Origin of the sequence: Litoreibacter ascidiaceicola, from assembly GCF_900129235.1 — a bacterium.
In the GTDB taxonomy this organism is placed as follows: domain Bacteria; phylum Pseudomonadota; class Alphaproteobacteria; order Rhodobacterales; family Rhodobacteraceae; genus Litoreibacter; species Litoreibacter ascidiaceicola.
Genome location: NZ_FQUV01000001.1, coordinates 278,063 through 296,538 on the forward strand (window position 1 = coordinate 278,063; position 18,476 = coordinate 296,538).

At 56.3% G+C, this 18,476-nt stretch carries 12 protein-coding genes; 4 read left to right on the plus strand and 8 right to left on the minus strand.

Annotation, left to right across the window (positions count from 1 at the left end):
• The 3 genes from narH to BUB72_RS01315 all read right to left on the minus strand — a co-directional run bounded on the left by narH (nucleotide 1) and on the right by BUB72_RS01315 (nucleotide 8,036).
• On the minus strand, nucleotides 1-1,539 hold the full coding sequence (gene narH, locus BUB72_RS01305) for a nitrate reductase subunit beta (protein WP_073139314.1): 1,539 nt from the start codon (nucleotides 1,537-1,539) through the stop codon (nucleotides 1-3).
• Nucleotides 1,536-5,270, minus strand: coding sequence for a nitrate reductase subunit alpha (locus tag BUB72_RS01310; protein WP_073139317.1), 3,735 nt, complete (start codon nucleotides 5,268-5,270; stop codon nucleotides 1,536-1,538). The genes narH and BUB72_RS01310 overlap by 4 nt, the downstream gene beginning before the upstream one ends.
• A 66-nt stretch (nucleotides 5,271-5,336) precedes the next feature.
• Complete coding sequence (locus BUB72_RS01315) at nucleotides 5,337-8,036, minus strand: nitrate/nitrite transporter (protein ID WP_073140442.1); 2,700 nt, start codon at nucleotides 8,034-8,036, stop codon at nucleotides 5,337-5,339.
• A 233-nt stretch (nucleotides 8,037-8,269) separates the two neighbouring features.
• On the opposite strand from BUB72_RS01315, the gene BUB72_RS01320 reads away from it, so the two are divergent.
• The gene (locus BUB72_RS01320) at nucleotides 8,270-8,965 is read left to right on the plus strand and encodes a helix-turn-helix domain-containing protein (protein WP_073139321.1); all 696 of its coding nucleotides are present in this window, start codon (nucleotides 8,270-8,272) and stop codon (nucleotides 8,963-8,965) included.
• Between the two features lie 640 nt (nucleotides 8,966-9,605).
• On the opposite strand, the gene BUB72_RS01325 is transcribed toward BUB72_RS01320, so the two are convergent.
• From BUB72_RS01325 to BUB72_RS01345, 5 genes are all read right to left on the minus strand, one after another.
• Nucleotides 9,606-10,658: a Gfo/Idh/MocA family protein gene (locus BUB72_RS01325; RefSeq protein ID WP_073140445.1), complete on the minus strand. Its 1,053-nt coding sequence runs from the start codon at nucleotides 10,656-10,658 to the stop codon at nucleotides 9,606-9,608.
• 5 nt (nucleotides 10,659-10,663) lie between these two features.
• The gene (manD, locus tag BUB72_RS01330; RefSeq protein WP_073139325.1) at nucleotides 10,664-11,890 is read right to left on the minus strand and encodes a D-mannonate dehydratase ManD; all 1,227 of its coding nucleotides are present in this window, start codon (nucleotides 11,888-11,890) and stop codon (nucleotides 10,664-10,666) included.
• The gene (locus tag BUB72_RS01335) at nucleotides 11,887-13,023 is read right to left on the minus strand and encodes a Gfo/Idh/MocA family protein (RefSeq protein WP_073139329.1); all 1,137 of its coding nucleotides are present in this window, start codon (nucleotides 13,021-13,023) and stop codon (nucleotides 11,887-11,889) included. Before BUB72_RS01335 ends, manD begins: the two co-directional genes overlap by 4 nt.
• A 166-nt stretch (nucleotides 13,024-13,189) precedes the next feature.
• Nucleotides 13,190-14,563: an MATE family efflux transporter gene (locus BUB72_RS01340; protein WP_073139332.1), complete on the minus strand. Its 1,374-nt coding sequence runs from the start codon at nucleotides 14,561-14,563 to the stop codon at nucleotides 13,190-13,192.
• A gap of 69 nt (nucleotides 14,564-14,632) precedes the next feature.
• Complete coding sequence (locus tag BUB72_RS01345; RefSeq protein ID WP_073139335.1) at nucleotides 14,633-15,328, minus strand: GntR family transcriptional regulator; 696 nt, start codon at nucleotides 15,326-15,328, stop codon at nucleotides 14,633-14,635.
• 160 nt (nucleotides 15,329-15,488) lie between these two features.
• On the opposite strand from BUB72_RS01345, the gene BUB72_RS01350 reads away from it, so the two are divergent.
• The 3 genes from BUB72_RS01350 to BUB72_RS01360 are packed head-to-tail and all read left to right on the plus strand — an operon-like array spanning nucleotide 15,489 to nucleotide 18,466.
• A complete protein-coding gene (locus tag BUB72_RS01350) occupies nucleotides 15,489-16,565 on the plus strand; it encodes an ABC transporter ATP-binding protein (protein WP_073139339.1) in 1,077 nt (358 codons plus the stop codon).
• Between the two features lie 5 nt (nucleotides 16,566-16,570).
• Entirely contained in the window at nucleotides 16,571-17,572 is a 1,002-nt protein-coding gene (locus BUB72_RS01355) for an ABC transporter permease (RefSeq protein WP_083588514.1), read from the plus strand.
• 12 nt (nucleotides 17,573-17,584) lie between these two features.
• Nucleotides 17,585-18,466, plus strand: coding sequence for a carbohydrate ABC transporter permease (locus BUB72_RS01360; RefSeq protein ID WP_073139344.1), 882 nt, complete (start codon nucleotides 17,585-17,587; stop codon nucleotides 18,464-18,466).
• Nucleotides 18,467-18,476: the final 10 nt, after the last annotated feature.

Sequence of the window (18,476 nt, forward strand, 5' to 3'; positions counted from 1 at the left end):
TTATTTCGCCTCCTGCGGGATTTTCAGATCAGGCATTTTCAGGGCTTTCTTCGACCCGCCGAAAAGCGAGCCTTTGGAGATACCCGGAGAACATCCGTTGGTATCGGTGAAGCCACAGCCGGAGCGCAATTCATACGCATCCTCGACCTGTTCACGGTGGGTTGTCGGGATCACGAAACGGTCCTCGTAGTCGGCAAGGGCCATGATCTTATACATGTCCTCGATCATCCGACCGCTCAGCCCGACCTTCTCGACGATGCCTTCGTCGATCACACCCTCTACGGTTTTGGACCGCATATAGGCACGCATGGCCAGCATCCGCTCCAACGCGGTGGCAACAGGCGCTTCATCCCCTGCCGTCAGCATATTGGCGAGGTATTTCAGCGGGATACGCAGGTTGCGCACATCCGGCATTCCGCCGGTCATACCGATTGCACCGGCCTCTGCTGCGTTCTGGATCGGGGAGAGCGGCGGGATGTACCACACCATAGGCAACGTCCGGTATTCCGGGTGCAGCGGGAACGCGACTTTCCAATCCATCGCCATTTTCCAGATCGGGCTTTCGGCGGCAGATTTGATCCAATCCTCCGGCACACCATCGCGGCGGGCCGCTTTGATCACCTCGGGGTCTTTGGGGTCAAGGAACACGCCAAGCTGTGCATCATACAGATCGGTCGTCTCAGGTGCGTTCGCAGCCTCTTCGATCTTGTCTGCATCATAAAGCATCACACCCAGATAGCGGATGCGGCCCACACAGGTTTCCGAACACACGGTCGGGTTGCCGGATTCAATGCGAGGGTAACACAACGTGCATTTCTCGGATTTGCCGCTTTCCCAGTTGTAGTAAATCTTCTTGTAGGGGCAGCCGGACACACACATCCGCCAGCCGCGGCATTTCTCTTGGTCGATCAGAACGATGCCGTCTTCTTCACGCTTGTAGATCGCACCTGACGGGCACGAGGCCGCGCAAGCCGGGTTCAGGCAGTGTTCGCACAGACGCGGGAGATACATCATGAATGTATTCTCGTACTCGCCATAGATCTCCTTCTGGATGCCCTCGAAGTTGTAGTCTTCCGAGCGCTTGGAGAATTCGCCACCAAGGATTTCTTCCCAGTTCGGGCCTTTCTCGATCTTCTGCATCCGCTCGCCGGTAATCTTCGAGCGTGGGCGTGCCGTCGGGAACGCCTTCACTTCGGGCGCAGATTTCAGGTGATCATAGTCGAAATCGAACGGCTCGTAGTAGTCGTCGATCTCGGGCAGGTCGGGGTTGGCGAAGATATTCGCCAAAATCCGCCACTTGCCACCTTGCTTGGGCTGCAGTTTGCCGCCCTTGCTGCGTTCCCAACCGCCGTTCCAGCGGGCCTGGTTTTCCCAGTCGGTGGGATAGCCAAGGCCCGGCTTGGTTTCGACGTTGTTGAACCATGCGTATTCGACACCGTCGCGGCTGGTCCATACGTTCTTGCAGGTCACAGAGCAGGTATGACACCCGATGCATTTATCGAGGTTCAGCACCATGCCGATTTGAGCGCGAACTTTCATTCTGCAGCCTCCTTGTTGTCGGTTGCTTCATCATCAAGCCAGTCGACATTTTTCATTTTACGAACAACGACGAACTCGTCCCGGTTCGACCCCACGGTCCCGTAGTAGTTGAACCCGTAGGACTGCTGCGCGTAGCCGCCGATCATGTGGGTCGGCTTCAGCACCGTGCGGGTGACCGAGTTGTGGATACCGCCCCTGTTGCCCGTCTTCTCGGAGCCGGGGGTGTTCACGATCTTTTCCTGTGCGTGATACATGAAGGTCGTGCCTTCCTTGATCCGCTGGGACACCACCGCACGGGCCGTTAAGGCACCGTTGATGTTGTACAGCTCGATCCAGTCGTTATCGACAATGCCCGCCGATTTGGCGTCCACTTCCGAAATCCAGACCACCGGCCCGCCCCTGTTCAGCGTCAGCATCAACAGGTTGTCGGAATAGGTCGAGTGGATGCCCCATTTCTGGTGCGGCGTGATAAAGTTCAGCACAAGGCTGTCACCTTCATCCTTCACCGCATCGGTGATGGTCTTGAGGTCGACCGGAGGCCGGTAGCTCATGAACCCTTCACCAAAGGCGCGCATCCACAGGTGATCCTGATAGAGCTGCTGACGACCTGTCAGGGTCCGCCAGGGGATCAACTCGTGCACGTTGGTGTAACCCGCGTTGTAGCTGACCTTCTCGCTCTCAATGCCCGACCATGTGGGCGACGAGATGATCTTGCGCGGTTGCGCCGCGATGTCCCGGAAACGGATCTTGTTGTGGTGTTCGCCTTCGGCCAGATGCGCATGTTCGCGTCCCGTGGCTTTTTCGAGCGCTTCCCACGCTTTGACCGCAACCTCGCCGTTGGTTTCCGGCGCCAGCATCAAGATGACCTCGCAGGCGTCGATGGCGGTGTCGATTTTTGGACGACCCGCAGCGGCACCGTCTAGCTGGACCCCGTTCAAGGCCGACAGGTTGTCGATCTCGTCTTGGGTGTTCCAATTGATGCCTTTGCCGCCATTCCCGAGCTTGTCCATGAGCGGACCAAGGGCAGTGAAGCGATCATAGATTGCTGTGTAGTCCCGCTCGACCGTAATGTAGTTCGGTGCGGTTTTGCCGGGGATCAGCTCGCATTCGCCCTTTTTCCAGTCCATCACCTGATCCTGCGCAATCTCGGCAGGTGTGTCGTGAAGGATCGGCAAGGCAACGATGTCCGTCTCGTGCTCCAGATAGCCCGGAGTGATCTCTTGAAATTTCTTCGCGAGAGATTTGAAGATTTCCCAATCCGATTTGGACTCGTAGGCAGGGTCCACAGCCGCCTGTAGCGGGTGGATGAACGGGTGCATGTCCGACGTGTTCATGTCGTCTTTTTCGTACCAGGACGCCGTAGGCAGAACGATGTCGGAATAGACGCAGGTGGTCGACATACGGAAGTCGATGGTCACCAGCAGGTCCAGCTTGCCGCGTGGCGCTTCGTCATGCCATTTGGCCTCTTTGGGAAGTTGCCCCCCCTCTTCGCCCAAGTCCTTGCCCATGACGCCATGATCGGTGCCAAGCAGGTGCTTGAGGAAGTACTCGTGCCCCTTACCGGACGAGCCAAGCAGGTTGGAGCGCCACACAAACAAGTTGCGCGGCCAGTTTTCCGGCGCATCGGGGTCTTCGCAGGCCATCTGCAAATCGCCGGATTTCAGCTGCTCCGTCACGTAGGCCGGAACCTCCTTGCCTGCCGCCTTCGCCGCCTTGGCAACCTCCAGCGGGTTCGTCTTCAGCTGTGGCGCAGACGGCAGCCACCCCATCCGCTCGGCGCGGATGTTGTAGTCGATCAGGCTTGCGTCCCAATCGCCGTCCGGTGCTGTCGGGCTTAGGATTTCCTTCGACTCCAGCGTCTCGTAACGCCACTGATCCGTGTGCGCATACCACGCCGAGGTGGAGTTCATGTGCCGTGGCGGACGGTTCCAATCAAGTGCGAAGGCCAATGGTTGCCAGCCGGTTTGCGGACGCAGCTTTTCCTGCCCCACATAGTGCGCCCAGCCACCGCCGGACTGACCAACACACCCACACATCACCAGCATGTTGATGATGCCGCGGTAGTTCATGTCCATGTGGTACCAGTGGTTCAGACCGGCGCCCAAGATGACCATCGACTTGCCGTTGGTCTTCTCTGCATTGTCCGCAAACTCGCGGGCGACGTGGATGATCTTGTCCTGCGGCACACCGGTGATCTTCTCTGCCCAAGCCGGAGTACCGGGCATGTCGTCGGCATAGTCACTGGTGACCCAATCGCCACCCAAACCACGATCAAGGCCGTAGTTGGCGCAAAACAGGTCGAACACCGTTGCTACGGCGATCTTCTTGCCTTTCGGCCCTTTGATCATCTTGACGGGAATGTTGCGTGTCAGGACATCAGGATGATCCGCATCGGTTGCGAACTGGCCAACAGCCTCGCCGCCAAAATATGGGAAATCAACGCCGACAACCTCGTCGTGTTCTTCCTCCAGAACGAAGCTCATCGAAAGTTTGGTATCAGCCGCCGATGCACGTTCTTCGAGGTTCCATTCCCCGTCCTCGCCCCAGCGGTAGCCGACCGATCCGTTCGGGGCGACAAACGCCTTGGACGTCTCGTCATAGGCAACGGTTTTCCACTCGGGGTTGTTCTTTTCACCCAGCTTGCCTGCCAGATCATCCGCCCGCAGGAAGCGGCCCGGGATCATGCGCCCGTCCTTTTCTTCCAGCTTCACCAGCATCGGGAAGTCGGAGTATTTGCGGGTGTAGTCCTCGAAATACTCGGCCTGACGATCAAGGTGGAATTCGCGAAGGATCACGTGACCGAACGCCATCGACAGCGCCGCGTCAGTCCCCTGCTTGGCATTCAACCAAACATCGCCAAACTTGGCGGCCTCCGAATAGTCAGGGCAGATGACAGCAGATTTGGTGCCTTTGTAGCGGGCTTCGGTGTAGAAATGCGCGTCAGGTGTCCGTGTTTGCGGCACGTTCGAACCCCAGAGCAGCAGATAGCCCGCATTGTACCAGTCGGCGCTTTCGGGAACGTCCGTCTGCTCGCCCCAAGTCATCGGCGAGGCTGGTGGCAAATCGCAATACCAGTCGTAGAAGGACATGACGGTGCCGCCCAACAGCGACAGATACCGGGAGCCCGCCGCGTAAGACACCATCGACATTGCTGGAATGGGCGAGAAGCCGAAGACGCGGTCAGGGCCGTAGGTTTTGGCGGTATAGGCGTTGGCCGCCGCGGTGATCTCGGTCGCCTCGTCCCAAGTGGCGCGCACGAAGCCGCCCTTGCCGCGTGTCTCGACATAGGACGCGCGCAGGATCGGGTCGCTCTGGATCGCGGTCCATGCCGCAATCGGGTCCATCGTCTCGCGCATTTTGCGCCAGATCTTCATCAACTTGCCGCGGATCAACGGGTTTTTCACCCGGTTCGCAGAATACAAATACCAGCTATAGGACGCCCCACGCGCGCAGCCGCGCGGCTCGTGGTTGGGCAGATCAGGACGCGTGCGCGGGTAGTCGGTCTGTTGGGTTTCCCATGTCACGATGCCGGACTTCACGTAAATCTTCCAGCTGCACGACCCGGTGCAGTTCACCCCGTGGGTCGAGCGCACCACTTTGTCGTGACGCCAGCGATTGCGATACGTGTCTTCCCAATCGCGGTTTTCACGGGTCACTTGTCCGTGTCCGTTCGAGAACTGTTCCAATTCCTTGGACTGGAGGAAGTTCAATCTGTCGAGCAGGTGGCTCATGTCATTGTCTCCTAAGTGGCGTTAAGTGCGCCGCCCGTCCTCGGGCGGCGCAGGAGGTTGTTTGGTTCAGCAAGGAACAGGTGCTGTTTTGCGGCTGTAGTAGACCCAGCAAATCACCGCACAGATTGCGTAGAAAACAAGGAAGGCCCAGAGTGCGCCATTCGGTGCACCTGTCATTGCAATCGAGGTGCCGTAGCTTTTCGGGATAAAGAAGGCCCCGTAAGCCGCGATTGCACTGGTGAAAGCGATGATCGCGGCGCTTTCGCGTTCGATCTGCTTTTGCAGCAATCCAGCATCCAGATCAGGCATCAGGCGCGGAACTTCCTGGCGCATGATTGCCGGGATCATCTGGAAGGTCGATGCATTGCCGACACCTGTCAGGAAGAACAGCGCCATGAAGCAGGCAAAGAACATCCAGAAGTTACCGCCTACCCCATCAGCTGGCAGGAATTGCAGCACACCGAAGACCGCTACGATCATTCCGACAAACGTCCAGAACGTCACCCGACCACCACCGAACTTGTCAGATATCCATCCGGTACCAGCGCGGCTCAAAGCTCCTACAAGTGGGCCAAGGAAGGCAAATTGCAGCGCGTTGACTTCAGGAAACTGGGTTTTCATCAGCAGCGGGAAGCCCGCTGAATACCCGATGAAGCTCCCGAATGTACCCGTGTATAGGATACACATGATCCAGTTGTGGAACCGTGAGAAGATAATAGCCTGATCCGAGAAGGACGATTTGGCCGAAGCAATATCGTTCATCCCCAGATAGGCCGCGATTGTAGCCAAGATGATGAACGGTACCCAGACGAAGCCTGCGTTTTGCAACCAAAGCTCGCCGCCATCGCTAAGGGCTACCGGCTCACCGCCCAAAGCACCGAAGACACCCATGGTGATGACCAGCGGCACCAGAAACTGCATGACGGACACACCGAGGTTGCCAAGACCGGCATTCAGCGCCAGTGCGTTCCCCTTTTCAGCTTTTGGATAGAAGAAGCTGATATTGGCCATGGAGGACGCAAAGTTACCACCACCCAGACCACAGAGCAGCGCCAGCACCAAGAAGATCAGGTATGGCGTTTCGGGGTTCTGCACGGCGTAGCCGATGCCCATTGCGGGCAGCAGCAGCGATGCGGTGGACAGGGTTGTCCAGAGCCGCCCACCAAAGATCGGCACCATGAAGCTGTAGAAGATGCGTAGCGTTGCACCGGACAGACCAGGAAGCGCCGCAAGCCAGAACAGCTGGCCTTGGGAGAAGTCGAACCCGATGGCAGGCAAACGCGCAACCACGACCGACCACACCATCCAGACCGAAAACGCCAAAAGCAGTGCCGGGATCGAGATCCACAGATTGCGGCGTGCAATCTTGCGCCCTTTCGTCGCCCAGAACTCTTCGTTCTCGGGCTCCCACTCGGTCAACGTTGCAGCAGACGGGGCAACCGGGATTGGCATACCTTCGAATTCAGGCAACTCAGGCAACGCGTCGCGGGCAACATCAGGGTTGGCACGCTCCATGTTGCGCACCGAGAAGTGCATCCATGTCAGCGCGATTGCGACCAACAGGAACAGGAAGGCGAAACAGGTTGTATAAACTCCAGTCAAGTCCAGCAAAGCGCCAAAGATAATCGGCAATACGAAACCGCCAAGACCACCGATCATCCCGACAAGACCACCAACTGAACCGACGTTATCAGGGTAATAAACAGGGATGTGCTTGTAGACCGCCGCCTTACCAAGGCTCATGAAAAAGCCAAGACCGAAGATCATCAAAACAAATGCTCCAAACCCCATTTCGGTGGAGAATGAAATGTCCCCACCCTTGGCGTGGATTGTGTAGCTGGTCGACGGATAGGACAGCATGAACAGCATCAGTAGCGAGAACCCGAATGTCCAGTACATCACTGCCCGTGCGCCGAAACGGTCGCTCAAATGGCCACCATATGCTCGGAATATACTAGCCGACAAAGAGAACGCGGCAGCAGCCATACCGGCGGTGCGAATATCGACCGCGTACACATCAACCAGATAGTGCGGCAACCATAGCGCCAAAGCGACGAAGGCGCCGAAAACAAAGAAATAATAGAGCGAGAAACGCCAAACCTGAATGTTCTTGAGCGGTGCAAGCTGCGCGCTCAGCGTCAGGGCCTTGCCACCGGATTTGCGACGGGCCTCGAAGACCGGATCATCCTTGGCGAAAAGGAAGAAGACAATCGCGATTGCGGCAAGGCCAAGCGCCCAAATATTCGCCACAGCTTCCCAGCCATAAGCGACCATCACAAACGGAGCACCGAACTTGGTCACTGCAGCACCGACGTTACCAGCCCCGAAGATGCCAAGCGCCGTGCCCTGCTTCTCGCGCGGATACCAGTGCGACACGTAAGCGACCCCGACTGCGAACGAGCCGCCAGCGAGGCCAACACCAAGTGCTGCGACCAAGAACATTATATAGGTATCGGCCATGGTCAGCAGGAAAGTGGCTGCCGCTGCCAAAAGCATCTGGACCGGAAAAACGATCCTGCCCCCGTATTGCTCTGTCCAGATACCCAACATCAATCGTGTAAGCGACCCTGTCAGGATCGGCGTTGCCACCAAGATGCCAAATTGTGTTTCGTTAAGCCCCAACTCGGATTTGATCTGAACGCCGATAATGGCAAAAATAGTCCAGACTGCAAAGTTGAGCGTAAATGCGATTGTACTGAGAGACAGAGCCCGGTTTTGGTCTCCACGCGTTACTCCGGAAAGTGCGTTCACGACGTGTCCTTTCATTTGCATGCGCCCGAACGGCACATCAATTACGCGGCAAACTAGGATACTGAGGGGCTCATTAAGATTGATCTGAGTCAAAACAGGGGGAAAACGCAGCAAAACAAATGGGTTACAAACTTTAGTCAAGCGGAGCCATTGCAATATCAAGGCTGATGACCGGATAGATCAATCAACCGTTTGACATTAATCAATTGAAGCGGCGACAATGCATCCTGAACCTAGGGAAACCGAACATGCCTGAGTCGCACCACGCTGACATCCGAAGCCTTGATCTTTTTTCGGAGATGGAAGAGAGCAACTTCAAAGCTCTGATGCGCGGATCCTACGTGCAGAACTTCCCGCAAAGAATCGAGCTGATCATGGAGGGAGAGAGTTCCGACTTTCTGCATGTCGTGCTGTCCGGCTCTGTCGATCTCTATTCATGCTGGAACGACCAGGAGACGAGCATGGCGACGATCAGGCCGGTCTCGACGTTCATTCTAGCCGCAACGATCAAGGACGCGCCCTACCTGATGTCCGCACGCACGCTGGAGAAAAGCCGCATTGCCCTTATTCCATCGCAGGACGTACGGGCGATTTTTGACATTGATGCCGCCTTCGCCCGCGCCATCGTGAACGAGTTGGCACAGTGCTATCGCACGGTCGTCAAGAACACCAAAGACCTCAAGCTGCGCTCCTCGCTGGAGCGGCTGGCAAACTACCTGCTGCGCCAGCACAACAAAACAGGCTCGTCGGTGATTGATCTGAGCATGGAAAAACGACGACTGGCCTCGTTTCTGGGGATGACCCCCGAAAACCTGAGCCGCGCCTTCAAAGGACTAAGCCCTTTTGGTGTGACGGTCTCCGGCAGCCAGATCAAAATCGGCGACGTCGAAACGCTCGAAGCCTTCGCAAAACCCAGCGTCCTGATCGACAACATGCAAAGCTGAGAGCGGCGTTCAGCCGCTGTGACGGCAAAGGTCCGCAATAGTAGAAACATAGGTCAATATTATTAAATGAATTTCTTAGGATTCAATTCTCAGATACCGCAATCAATACCACGCCAATTCTAAAAACTTACTGATTTTGCTCTTCCATAAACCACGGGCATGCCGATATTCAGGGCCAAATGCTAACATACGAGGCACCGACGCCTTTACTGATTGGGTCCCCTATTGATACCGATCGACATCAGCCCATCCATCCTACTGTTCACCATTCTAACTCTCCAAATTGCAGAAAAAGGCCAAGTCTAACCTGCTGGGTGAAGCAGCTGGTTCGTCCCATGAGTTGCAGTTCGCGCTAGCTGCGGCGGGCGAGCCATAAAGGTTCATACCAAGCTTCTGACAATAAGCCCTTTGGGCCACGGGGGGATCAGTTGGGCAAAACCGGCATTGGGACAATCGGCCTAGCAAAAGCAATCATTTTCGGCTCTGAGTTCCACGCCGGGTTCCTCTGCCACGATGCATCGACAGATGGCAATCCATGCGAACCTTCGTGTCTGCTAAGCAGTTATGCACCCATAAGAATATTTCCGGCCGTATAGCGTCGCGCGGTATAAACGGCTCTCAAAACAACAACAATTATTGCTCAGGGAACGGCAGGCAGATCAACTGATCGGCCCGTACTGGACGAGATCTCAATCGCCTCTATCACCCGCTGAGAGATCAGCGCTTCGCGGCCTGTCACCATCGGCCTTCCGCCGGTCTGGACAGCATGGACGAAGTCCTCGATCACGGCTTGATGCCATTCATGCGTGCCTCCCGACAGCGGCGTAACGACGTGGCCCGCCCCTCTTTGCGCGCAGACCTCGTGCCGCCCGTCACGCCAATCGACTTCGAGAGCATTTTTGTCGATGCGCAATGACGCCCGGTCAAAATGCAGCCGGATCACCTCAGTGCGATGTGGATACATCGCTGTACTGGCCACGAATGAGCCCACAGCCCCGCAGGCAAATTCCAGACCAGCGACGGCGAAGTCTTCCGCCTCCATCCGGTGCAAAGACGTAGTCGCCGTCATCGCCTGAATGCGTGTTAGGGGACCAGTAAGGCTCAGCGCGAGGTCGATTGAGTGGATCGCGTTGGTGATCATCACCCCACCACCATCGCGGGTGTAGGTGCCTCGCCCCAACTCGTCATAATAGGATTGATCGCGCCAAAGCGGCACCGCGATCTCGACGAGGCCGAGCTTCCCAAGTGTGTCACTGGCAACAAGTCGGGCGGCGGCAATTGAAGGCGCTCTCTTCCGGTGCTGGAACACCACGCCGAGGGCCACGCCCGCGCGTTCGCAAAGTTCAACAATCTCTTCCGCTTCCGCAACGGTCCTCGCGACGGGTTTTTCGAGAAGGATGTGTTTGCCTGCCTTTGCCAGGCCCTCGATGATCTCAAGTCGTACGCTGGGCGGTGTCGCCACAATCGCGATGTGAATGTTCGGATTTGCGGCAATCGCGTCCAAATCAGATGTGAAAGTCGGCGCGTCACCTGAATAGAATTCTGCAAGCGGCTGTGCGCGGTCGGGATGTCGCGAGACGATCGCCTCAAGGCGTATTTTTCCTCTAGCGGACGACAAAGCTGACACATGAGTTTTTGCAATCATGCCCGCACCGACCAAGGCGACGCCGACAGGTGTTTTAATATCAGCCATGGTCATCAATAATTCCAAAGAGTCCCGTCTTCGAGCCTGACAACCGGATGGCTGCCAGGCTTGTATTCATACCGCTTGGCTTCGGTTTCATCGAAATCCACACCAAGACCGGGTGCCTCACTTACGTAAAACAACCCGTCCCGCATCTTATGCTCTGACGGGAATAGTGCGTCGCATTCGGGTGTTCCAAGGACAAGGTATTCCTGGATGCCAAAGTTCGGGGCCCATGCATTCAGATGGTGCTGGGCCGCCATCGAAATGGGCGAATGACTGGGCGCGCCGTGAAAACCTGTGCGGACGTGGTGCTGGCCAGCAAGATCGACGACGCGCTTCGCATGCGTGATGCCGCCCGCATAGGTCACGGCGATGCGTATGAAGTCGATCAACTCATTCTCGATGAGCTTGTTGCACTCCCATATCGAATTGAAGACCTCACCAATGGCGAGTGGTGTGGTGGAATGCTGACGGATGAGACGGATCGCATCCTGATCCTCAGCCGGTGTCGGATCTTCGAGCCAGTAGAGACCAACGGGTTCGACGGCTTTGGCAAGCTCAGCCGCCTCGCGTGGTAGAAGCCGGTGGTGCACGTCGTGAAGGATCTTGAGATCCGGCCCGAAGCGATCACGAATTTCGGCCAATGCGCCGGGCATGAAACGCATGTAACGGTCCGTGTCCCAGATTTCGGTCTTGGGACGAATTCCGCTGAAATCAGTAATGTAATCACCGCCAGCGTTCTTTTCCTCGGGCACCGCATAACTGGCGGTCGGCATGCCGGGAATGCCGCATTGTACGCGAACAGCCTTGTAGCCTTGCTCGACGTAAGACTCGACGCTGTCCATCAGATCCGGCAGATCGACCCCAGTGGAATGGGCATAGACCATCGCCCCATCGCGGCTTTTGCCCCCGAACAATTGATAAAGGGGCATGTTAGCCAGTTTGCCCTTGATGTCCCAGAGCGCCATGTCGATCGCGCCAAACGCGGCCATGGAAATTGGACCGCGTCGAAAATAGGCCCCGCGATAGAAGAACTGCCAGATGTCTTCGGAGTTGCGCGGGTCCATCCCGATCAAGTTCGGGATCAAGTAGTCCTGCAAATAGGCAGCAGGCAGCGTTTCGCGATTGTTCAGCGTTGCATCGCCCAACCCGTAAACTCCCTGATCCGTCATGATCTTGAGCGTGACATAGTTCTTTCCCGGTCCGCCGACGAAGACCTTTGCATCACTGATTTTCATGGTGTCACCTCTGATATTACGGCCCACGTGCCGGATTTCCGGATCACGTCGATGATGTTCTGATAGAGGCTCCCTTGTGCGAAGGTCGGATAAGTTGGCACGGCTTCGCCGCGGATGTCGCGCAAGAAATGGTTTACCAGAACGTGCCAGCATTGTTCGGTTTCGCCCAACCCTTTGGGCACAGCCTCGATGAGGTCGGCGGGTGTTGGCGTTTCTATCCAGTCCGATCCGTCATGCACATAGAGTGCTCCGGAGCCGTAGTGCCCCTTAAGATAAATAGCGCCTTTGGTGCCGTAAATTGCGATGTGGTCGTCGTGGAAACGCGGCACCAGACCGCCGTGTTTGAAGAGCACAGAGACGGGCTGGCGAGCCAGCGGGCTGCCCAGACGCGCCATCACGGTATAGGACCACTCGACATTGCTTTCGCCCCACTCAAGCGACGGATCGTCCAGATCGTCGGGAATGAAAGCCCGGCGTTTGGTGAAGTCGTGAACGCCACTGATCTTGGGCGCGCGGCCAAGATCATCGCGAACATCGCCTGCAATTTGCAGGATGTCCCCTCCCGTAAGCGCCTGCGCAATGGCGAGTGAATGAGTGAAGTTGTTGTTGAGCCGCCCACCGCCGTCTTCGGCCCGATGTGACCAGCCAAACGGAATGCCGCGTTCAAGGTTGAAATGCGAAATGCTCTCGATCTCGGTCGGCTCACCAATCGCACCGTCCGCGATCAACCGTTTGGCGTGCTGGACGCTGGGCGTGTATTGAAAGCTGGCGGCGTAGGCGGTTTTGACGCCCTTGGCTGTGGCCAATTCATGAAGTTCGCTCGCCGTGGAGCCTTTGGTCGTCATCGGCTTGTCGCAGAACACGTGACAGCCTTCCGCGATGGCCTGTTTGATTTGCTCGTAGTGGGCTCCGCCGGGCGTCGCGATAGAGACAATGTCCGGTTTCAATTCGGACAAGGCGGCCGCCCAATCTGTGCCAGCATAGGGGATCGCCAGCTCGGCTGCCACATCACGTACCACGTGACCCGTACGCCCCACCATTCCGACGACCTGTGTGCCTGCTGCGCGAAAGGCCGCTGTGTGGCCTTTGCCGGCAAATCCGGTGCCTGCGACAAGAATTTTTGGCCGCGTCATTGTCCCACCCATTCCCCGTCTACGGGGTGCGTAATGCCTGTCACAAAGCGTAGAGCGGGCGAGGCAAGGTAGGTGGCAGCCCCGGCGATGTGTTCCGGCTCGGCCCGGCGAAGGTTGGTTTTGAGCATTGGTTTCTCCTGTGATGCAGAATGTTGTGGTGCGGTGATCAGGCCGCGACGTCGGACCGTTTCCAGTCGCCGCGCCAGAGGCGGCGGTGGAAGGCGGGAAATTTCAGCACCTCTTCCCAAAGAAACAGCGATAGGATCCAGAAGGCGGAAAAATCAAAGTAAAGCACAAACAAAGCCGTCGCGGGCACTCGGAACGCCCATTGGGTCCAAATGAAAATGTGCATGACATAGACGGTGTCCCCCGCTGCGCGCAGGGTATTGCCACAGATCGCGTTTGTTGCGCGAGGGAACTGGATAATCATCAGGATCGGCAGGAAGCTGAAAAGGATGGCACGGGTTTCCACCTCAAGGTTCGGATAGATCCAGTCGAGTGACAAGCACATGGCCAGAAAGATCATCGAGACGATACCGGCTGCCACGAAGGCCCCCATCCAAGCCCGCGACAGGAAGTGATCGAGGACGTCTTCGGGTGTGCGTTTGCCCAGCAGTTGGGCAACGAGGATACCTGTCGCCTGTGTCCACTGCATCGCGACCTGTCCAGCCAGTAAGTTCCATGGCGCAATGAGGGTCATGGCTGCAAATCCGTTCAACGACATATTTGCATAGATCAATGAGCAGACATGGGTGGCAAGCGTCGCGCTTACAAAAGTTGCAGCAATGGGCAGAGCGAAATGCATGTGTCGTTTGACGGTGGGCACGAAGGTTCCACGATGCCAACCGACCACGTGGCGCAGATGGCCGTTGGTGCGTAACAGCAAGACGCTCCAAAACGCTGTTTGAAGCGTGATTGCGATGGCGCTGCCAAGGGCCGCCCCCGCCACACCCAGCGCGGGAAAGCCAAAAAGACCATGGATCAGGACGATGCTGATGGTGATATTGACCGGCACAGACAGCAGGTAGCCATAAAGGGGCAACTTGCTGCGGCTACAGCCATTGAAGAAACTTGCAATACACTGACCGACGGCCTCTGCAATTATGACAACGGTGAAGATAGACAGATAGGTTTGCGCCTGTTGTGCAATCTCGACCGAGGGGGCCAATGCGTTGATCAACGTGCCGCCCCAGATGTGGATGGCCGCAACGCCAATGACGCCAATGCTCAAACTGACGGCCAAACCCGACGCCAACACCGACTTCAAGAAAATCTGATCTCCGCCTCCGAACGCCTGCGCGGTCCGGATCTGCATGGCATGGGAGAATGCGAAAATCACACCAAGGACGATCCCGCCAAGGGCTGCCGCGAGACCCATCGCAGCAAGTGGACCTTCGCCAAGAGAAGACAGCAAAAATCCGTCGATCACGACGGTTCCGTGCAGAAAAATCGCCTTTAGCGTCATCGGCCAAGCGAGAGAGAACACGTCTTTCGCACCCGGTGAAGGCATCGCATCTTTCTGCACTGACTTTGTGGGCATGGACCGGTTCCGTAACTGCACGTCGCCTTACGGTCGAACCATGCGGAGGATCGCCTGCAAACAGATGGTCTAATCTGTCGTCTGGCGTTCAAAATAGTTTGCGTTTGTGGCTGTGATCCGAGCGATCGTGTCGTCGAGGCGAGACAGGTGTTTCAACCCGGCCTCAACGGCTTTGTTCGCATCGTGGACTTTGATGGCCTCTGCGATCTCGCGGTGATCGGCTACGAGCTCGGGCATCCGTTGTTCTTTTTCCATCCCCAACATGCACAGCCGATCAACCTTAGCCTTTTCTTCAAGAATGACGTCGAAGGCGTAGTCGGCCTCTGCGATCTCGCACAGGGTCCGGTGGAAATCATAGTCGAGCTGGCCAAACCGTTCGACGTCTTTGGCTTCGGCAACGGCTTGCTGCTGGATCAGCTCCGCATCCAGTTGTGCAGCACCCATCGTGTCGCACTTGGCGGCAGCCCGGTGAAGGACCTCCGTTTCGATCGCGGTGCGGATAAAGCGGGACTTCTCAATCTGACGCATCGAGAAGCGTCGTACTTCCGTTGCGCGCTGTGGGCGAATGAGCAGGAGATCAAGGTTGGCAAGGCGACCGAAAGCATCCCGAACAGGTTGCCGCGAGACGCCGAAGTCCGCAGCGATCTCGGCCTCGGATATCTTGTCACCCGGCTTGAGCTGCAACGAGGCTATCTGCTCGTGAAGGTAATCGAATATATCGTCAACACTGGTACGACGTTTGCTTCGAGCTATTGATGGCGCCATCTTTTCAGCCCCTCCCGAGCTATCAATCTGTACAGGCTTAGCAAAAACAAAACTAGTATGCCAGACTAGTATTTTAATTTATCGACTAGTATACCAGATGCAGGCGAGCGATTCGTCGCAGGTGAGCCGCCCGTTCGGGCCGCACCAAAGGGAGGGGACCATGTCCGGTGTAAATCTAAGCGGTATCGTGAAATCATACGGTGCTATGCAGGTGGTCCACGGGATCGACCTGACGGTGGCAGAAAAAGAATTTGTTGTACTTGTCGGCCCATCCGGCTGCGGCAAATCCACGACGCTCCGCATGATTGCGGGTCTTGAAGAAATCACAGCAGGCGATCTGACGATCCATGACCGCCGTGTTAATCGGATCGCACCTAAAGACCGCGATGTCGCGATGGTGTTCCAGAACTACGCTCTCTACCCGCACTTGAATGTGGCCGACAACATGGCGTTCGGCTTGCGCATTCGCAAAATGCCTAAAAACGAGATCAAAACGACAATCGACGACGTCGCCGAAATTCTCGGGTTAACCGAATACCTCGACCGCCGTCCCGCCGACCTTTCTGGCGGCCAGCGCCAGCGGGTCGCAATGGGCCGTGCGATTGTCCGTCATCCCAAAGTATTTCTGTTTGATGAGCCACTCTCTAACCTTGATGCAAAGTTGCGCACCCAGATGCGCGCTGAAATCAAACGTCTGCACAAACGACTGGGGGTAACGTCCGTCTACGTGACCCACGATCAAGTTGAAGCCATGACCCTTGCCGACCGGATCGTCGTGATGAACAACGGTGCCATAGAGCAGATCGGCACCCCGATGGAGTTGTTCAACAACCCGAGCAATACATTCGTCGCAGGCTTCCTCGGCTCCCCGCCAATGAACCAAATGAAGGGGACGCTGACAGACTCAGGCGCTCTGGTTGGTGATGTGGAAATCAAAATCAACGGTGCGACGGGGCCACATGCGGGTCGAAATGTTATCGTCGGCATTCGCCCGGAACATGTGACCCTCACGGCTGAAGAAGGGACATCTCCCCTACCGATCAACCTTGATCTGGTGGAACCGCTTGGCTCGGAAGCTTTGCTGCACGCCCGCCACGGCGAAGACAACCTTGTCTTCAAAGCGAATACCGAAAACGACATTGATAGCCTCTCCGGCGTCAACAAAGTCCACATACCGGCTCATCTGGTCAAGATTTTCGATGCAGATACCGGCAAAGCACTTGTGCTTGGGGATTGAAGCTGATGACCGATGAACACACAACCGCCGGCGGACAGTCTTATGAAGAGTCCGTGATTGAGGCCAGCGAAGCAAATCGACAGCGTTTCGATGATGGTCGCTGGACCCGCATTTTTGATCATTTCAAGCGCGAGTGGCAGATCTACGCGATGCTGCTGCCGACGATCATCTGGTTCCTCGTCTTCCTGTATAAGCCAATGTATGGCCTGCAAATCGCCTTCAAAGACTATTCGATCTTCCGCGGCGTCGCTGGAAGCCCTTGGGTCGGATGGGAGCACTTCCAAACGCTCTTTTCGAACGATCAGTTCATTCGGGCCGTCAAAAACACGATCACAATCAGTTTCTACAATCTGCTCTTTGGTTTCCCCGCGCCGATCATCCTTGCACTGATGTTCAACGAGGTCATGCACGCAACCTACAAGCGGACATCTCAGACGATCGTTTACCTGCCGCACTTTATCTCTTCGGTGATTATCGCAGGTATCGTCATCACCGCATTTTCCCCGACAGCGGGCATCATCAACACGTTCATCGGATGGCTTGGTTTTGAGCCAGTCTACTTTCTGACACAGCCACAATGGTTCCGCCCGATCTTCGTGGGTACGGGCATCTGGCAAGAGGCGGGGTTCGGCTCCATTGTGTTTCTTGCGGCCATTGCCGGTGTTAACCCGTCGCTCTACGAAAGTGCGGTAGTGGACGGAGCGAACCGTTGGCAGATGATGTGGAAAATTACCATTCCTTCGATCCTGCCAACGATCCTGATCATGCTGATCATTCGTATCGGCAACGTGATGGAAGTCTCGTTCGAGTTGGTCATCCTGCTTTATCAGCCATCAACCTATGAGACTGCGGATGTGGTCAATACCTGGGTCTATCGCCAGGGTCTCCAGTCCGGTCAATACGATCTCGCTGCTGCTGCAGGCCTCTTCAATGCTGTCGTCGCCTTCGTTCTGGTCATGACCGCCAACACCTTGTCGCGCCGCTTCTCGCGCACCTCACTCTGGTAGGAGGAACACGCTATGATGAAATGGAACCTCTATTCACGCGGCGACAAGTTCTTTGCCATTGTTGTCTCTGTCCTGATCGGCCTGTTCACGGTCGCCACCCTTTACCCGTTTATTTACATCGCTGCTGTGTCGTTCAGTTCAGGCTTTGCGGCACAAGCGGGCAAGGTGGTGCTGACACCCATCGATGCAACAATCGAGGCTTACGGTTACATTCTGAAGGACCCCCAGTTCTGGATCTCGTACCGCAATACGTTCATTTACACGATCGGCGGCACGATCATGTCGCTGATGTTTATCATCCCCTGCGCCTACGCCTTGTCGCGGCCGCAACTTAAGGGGCGCAGATTCTTCAATCTCTTCATCGCATTTACAATGTGGTTCAACGCCGGGCTCATTCCGTTTTTCTTGAACATGCGTGATCTTGGACTGCTCGACAGCATGTTCGGCATCATCCTCGGCTTTGCGATAAATGCCTTCAACATCATTTTGTTGCGCAACTTCTTTGAGTCGATCCCGCAGAGCTTTGAAGAAGCCGCCCGAATGGACGGCGCCAACGATTTCCAAGTGCTGTGGAAGGTTTTCATCCCGCTCAGCAAGCCCGCCATCGCCACGATCACCCTGTTCTTGATTGTCGCCCGCTGGAATGGCTTCTTCTGGGCCATGGTGCTGCTGCAGTCCGAAAGCAAGATCCCGTTGCAGGTGTTCCTGCGCCACACGATCTCGAACCTCAGCGACGATGACGAATTCGCGATTGTCCAGACGGCCGCCGGGTTCAGCGCCGAAACCGTCACTGCGGCGATCATCGTCTGTTCGATCATCCCCGTGCTGATCGTCTACCCGTTTATCCAGAAATACTTCGAGAAGGGCATCCTGCTTGGGGGCGTCAAAGAATAACTACGAAATC

Excerpts from the sequence above, each read along its gene's own strand:
- narH (WP_073139314.1), bottom strand. The coding sequence starts at position 1,539 with ATGAAAGTTCGCGCTCAAATCGGCATGGTGCTGAACCTCGATAAATGC.
- BUB72_RS01310 (WP_073139317.1), bottom strand. The coding sequence starts at position 5,270 with ATGAGCCACCTGCTCGACAGATTGAACTTCCTCCAGTCCAAGGAATTG.
- BUB72_RS01315 (WP_073140442.1), bottom strand. The coding sequence starts at position 8,036 with ATGAAAGGACACGTCGTGAACGCACTTTCCGGAGTAACGCGTGGAGAC.
- BUB72_RS01320 (WP_073139321.1), top strand. The coding sequence starts at position 8,270 with ATGCCTGAGTCGCACCACGCTGACATCCGAAGCCTTGATCTTTTTTCG.
- BUB72_RS01325 (WP_073140445.1), bottom strand. The coding sequence starts at position 10,658 with ATGGCTGATATTAAAACACCTGTCGGCGTCGCCTTGGTCGGTGCGGGC.
- manD (WP_073139325.1), bottom strand. The coding sequence starts at position 11,890 with ATGAAAATCAGTGATGCAAAGGTCTTCGTCGGCGGACCGGGAAAGAAC.
- BUB72_RS01335 (WP_073139329.1), bottom strand. The coding sequence starts at position 13,023 with ATGACGCGGCCAAAAATTCTTGTCGCAGGCACCGGATTTGCCGGCAAA.
- BUB72_RS01340 (WP_073139332.1), bottom strand. The coding sequence starts at position 14,563 with ATGCCCACAAAGTCAGTGCAGAAAGATGCGATGCCTTCACCGGGTGCG.
- BUB72_RS01345 (WP_073139335.1), bottom strand. The coding sequence starts at position 15,328 with ATGGCGCCATCAATAGCTCGAAGCAAACGTCGTACCAGTGTTGACGAT.
- BUB72_RS01350 (WP_073139339.1), top strand. The coding sequence starts at position 15,489 with ATGTCCGGTGTAAATCTAAGCGGTATCGTGAAATCATACGGTGCTATG.
- BUB72_RS01355 (WP_083588514.1), top strand. The coding sequence starts at position 16,571 with ATGACCGATGAACACACAACCGCCGGCGGACAGTCTTATGAAGAGTCC.
- BUB72_RS01360 (WP_073139344.1), top strand. The coding sequence starts at position 17,585 with ATGATGAAATGGAACCTCTATTCACGCGGCGACAAGTTCTTTGCCATT.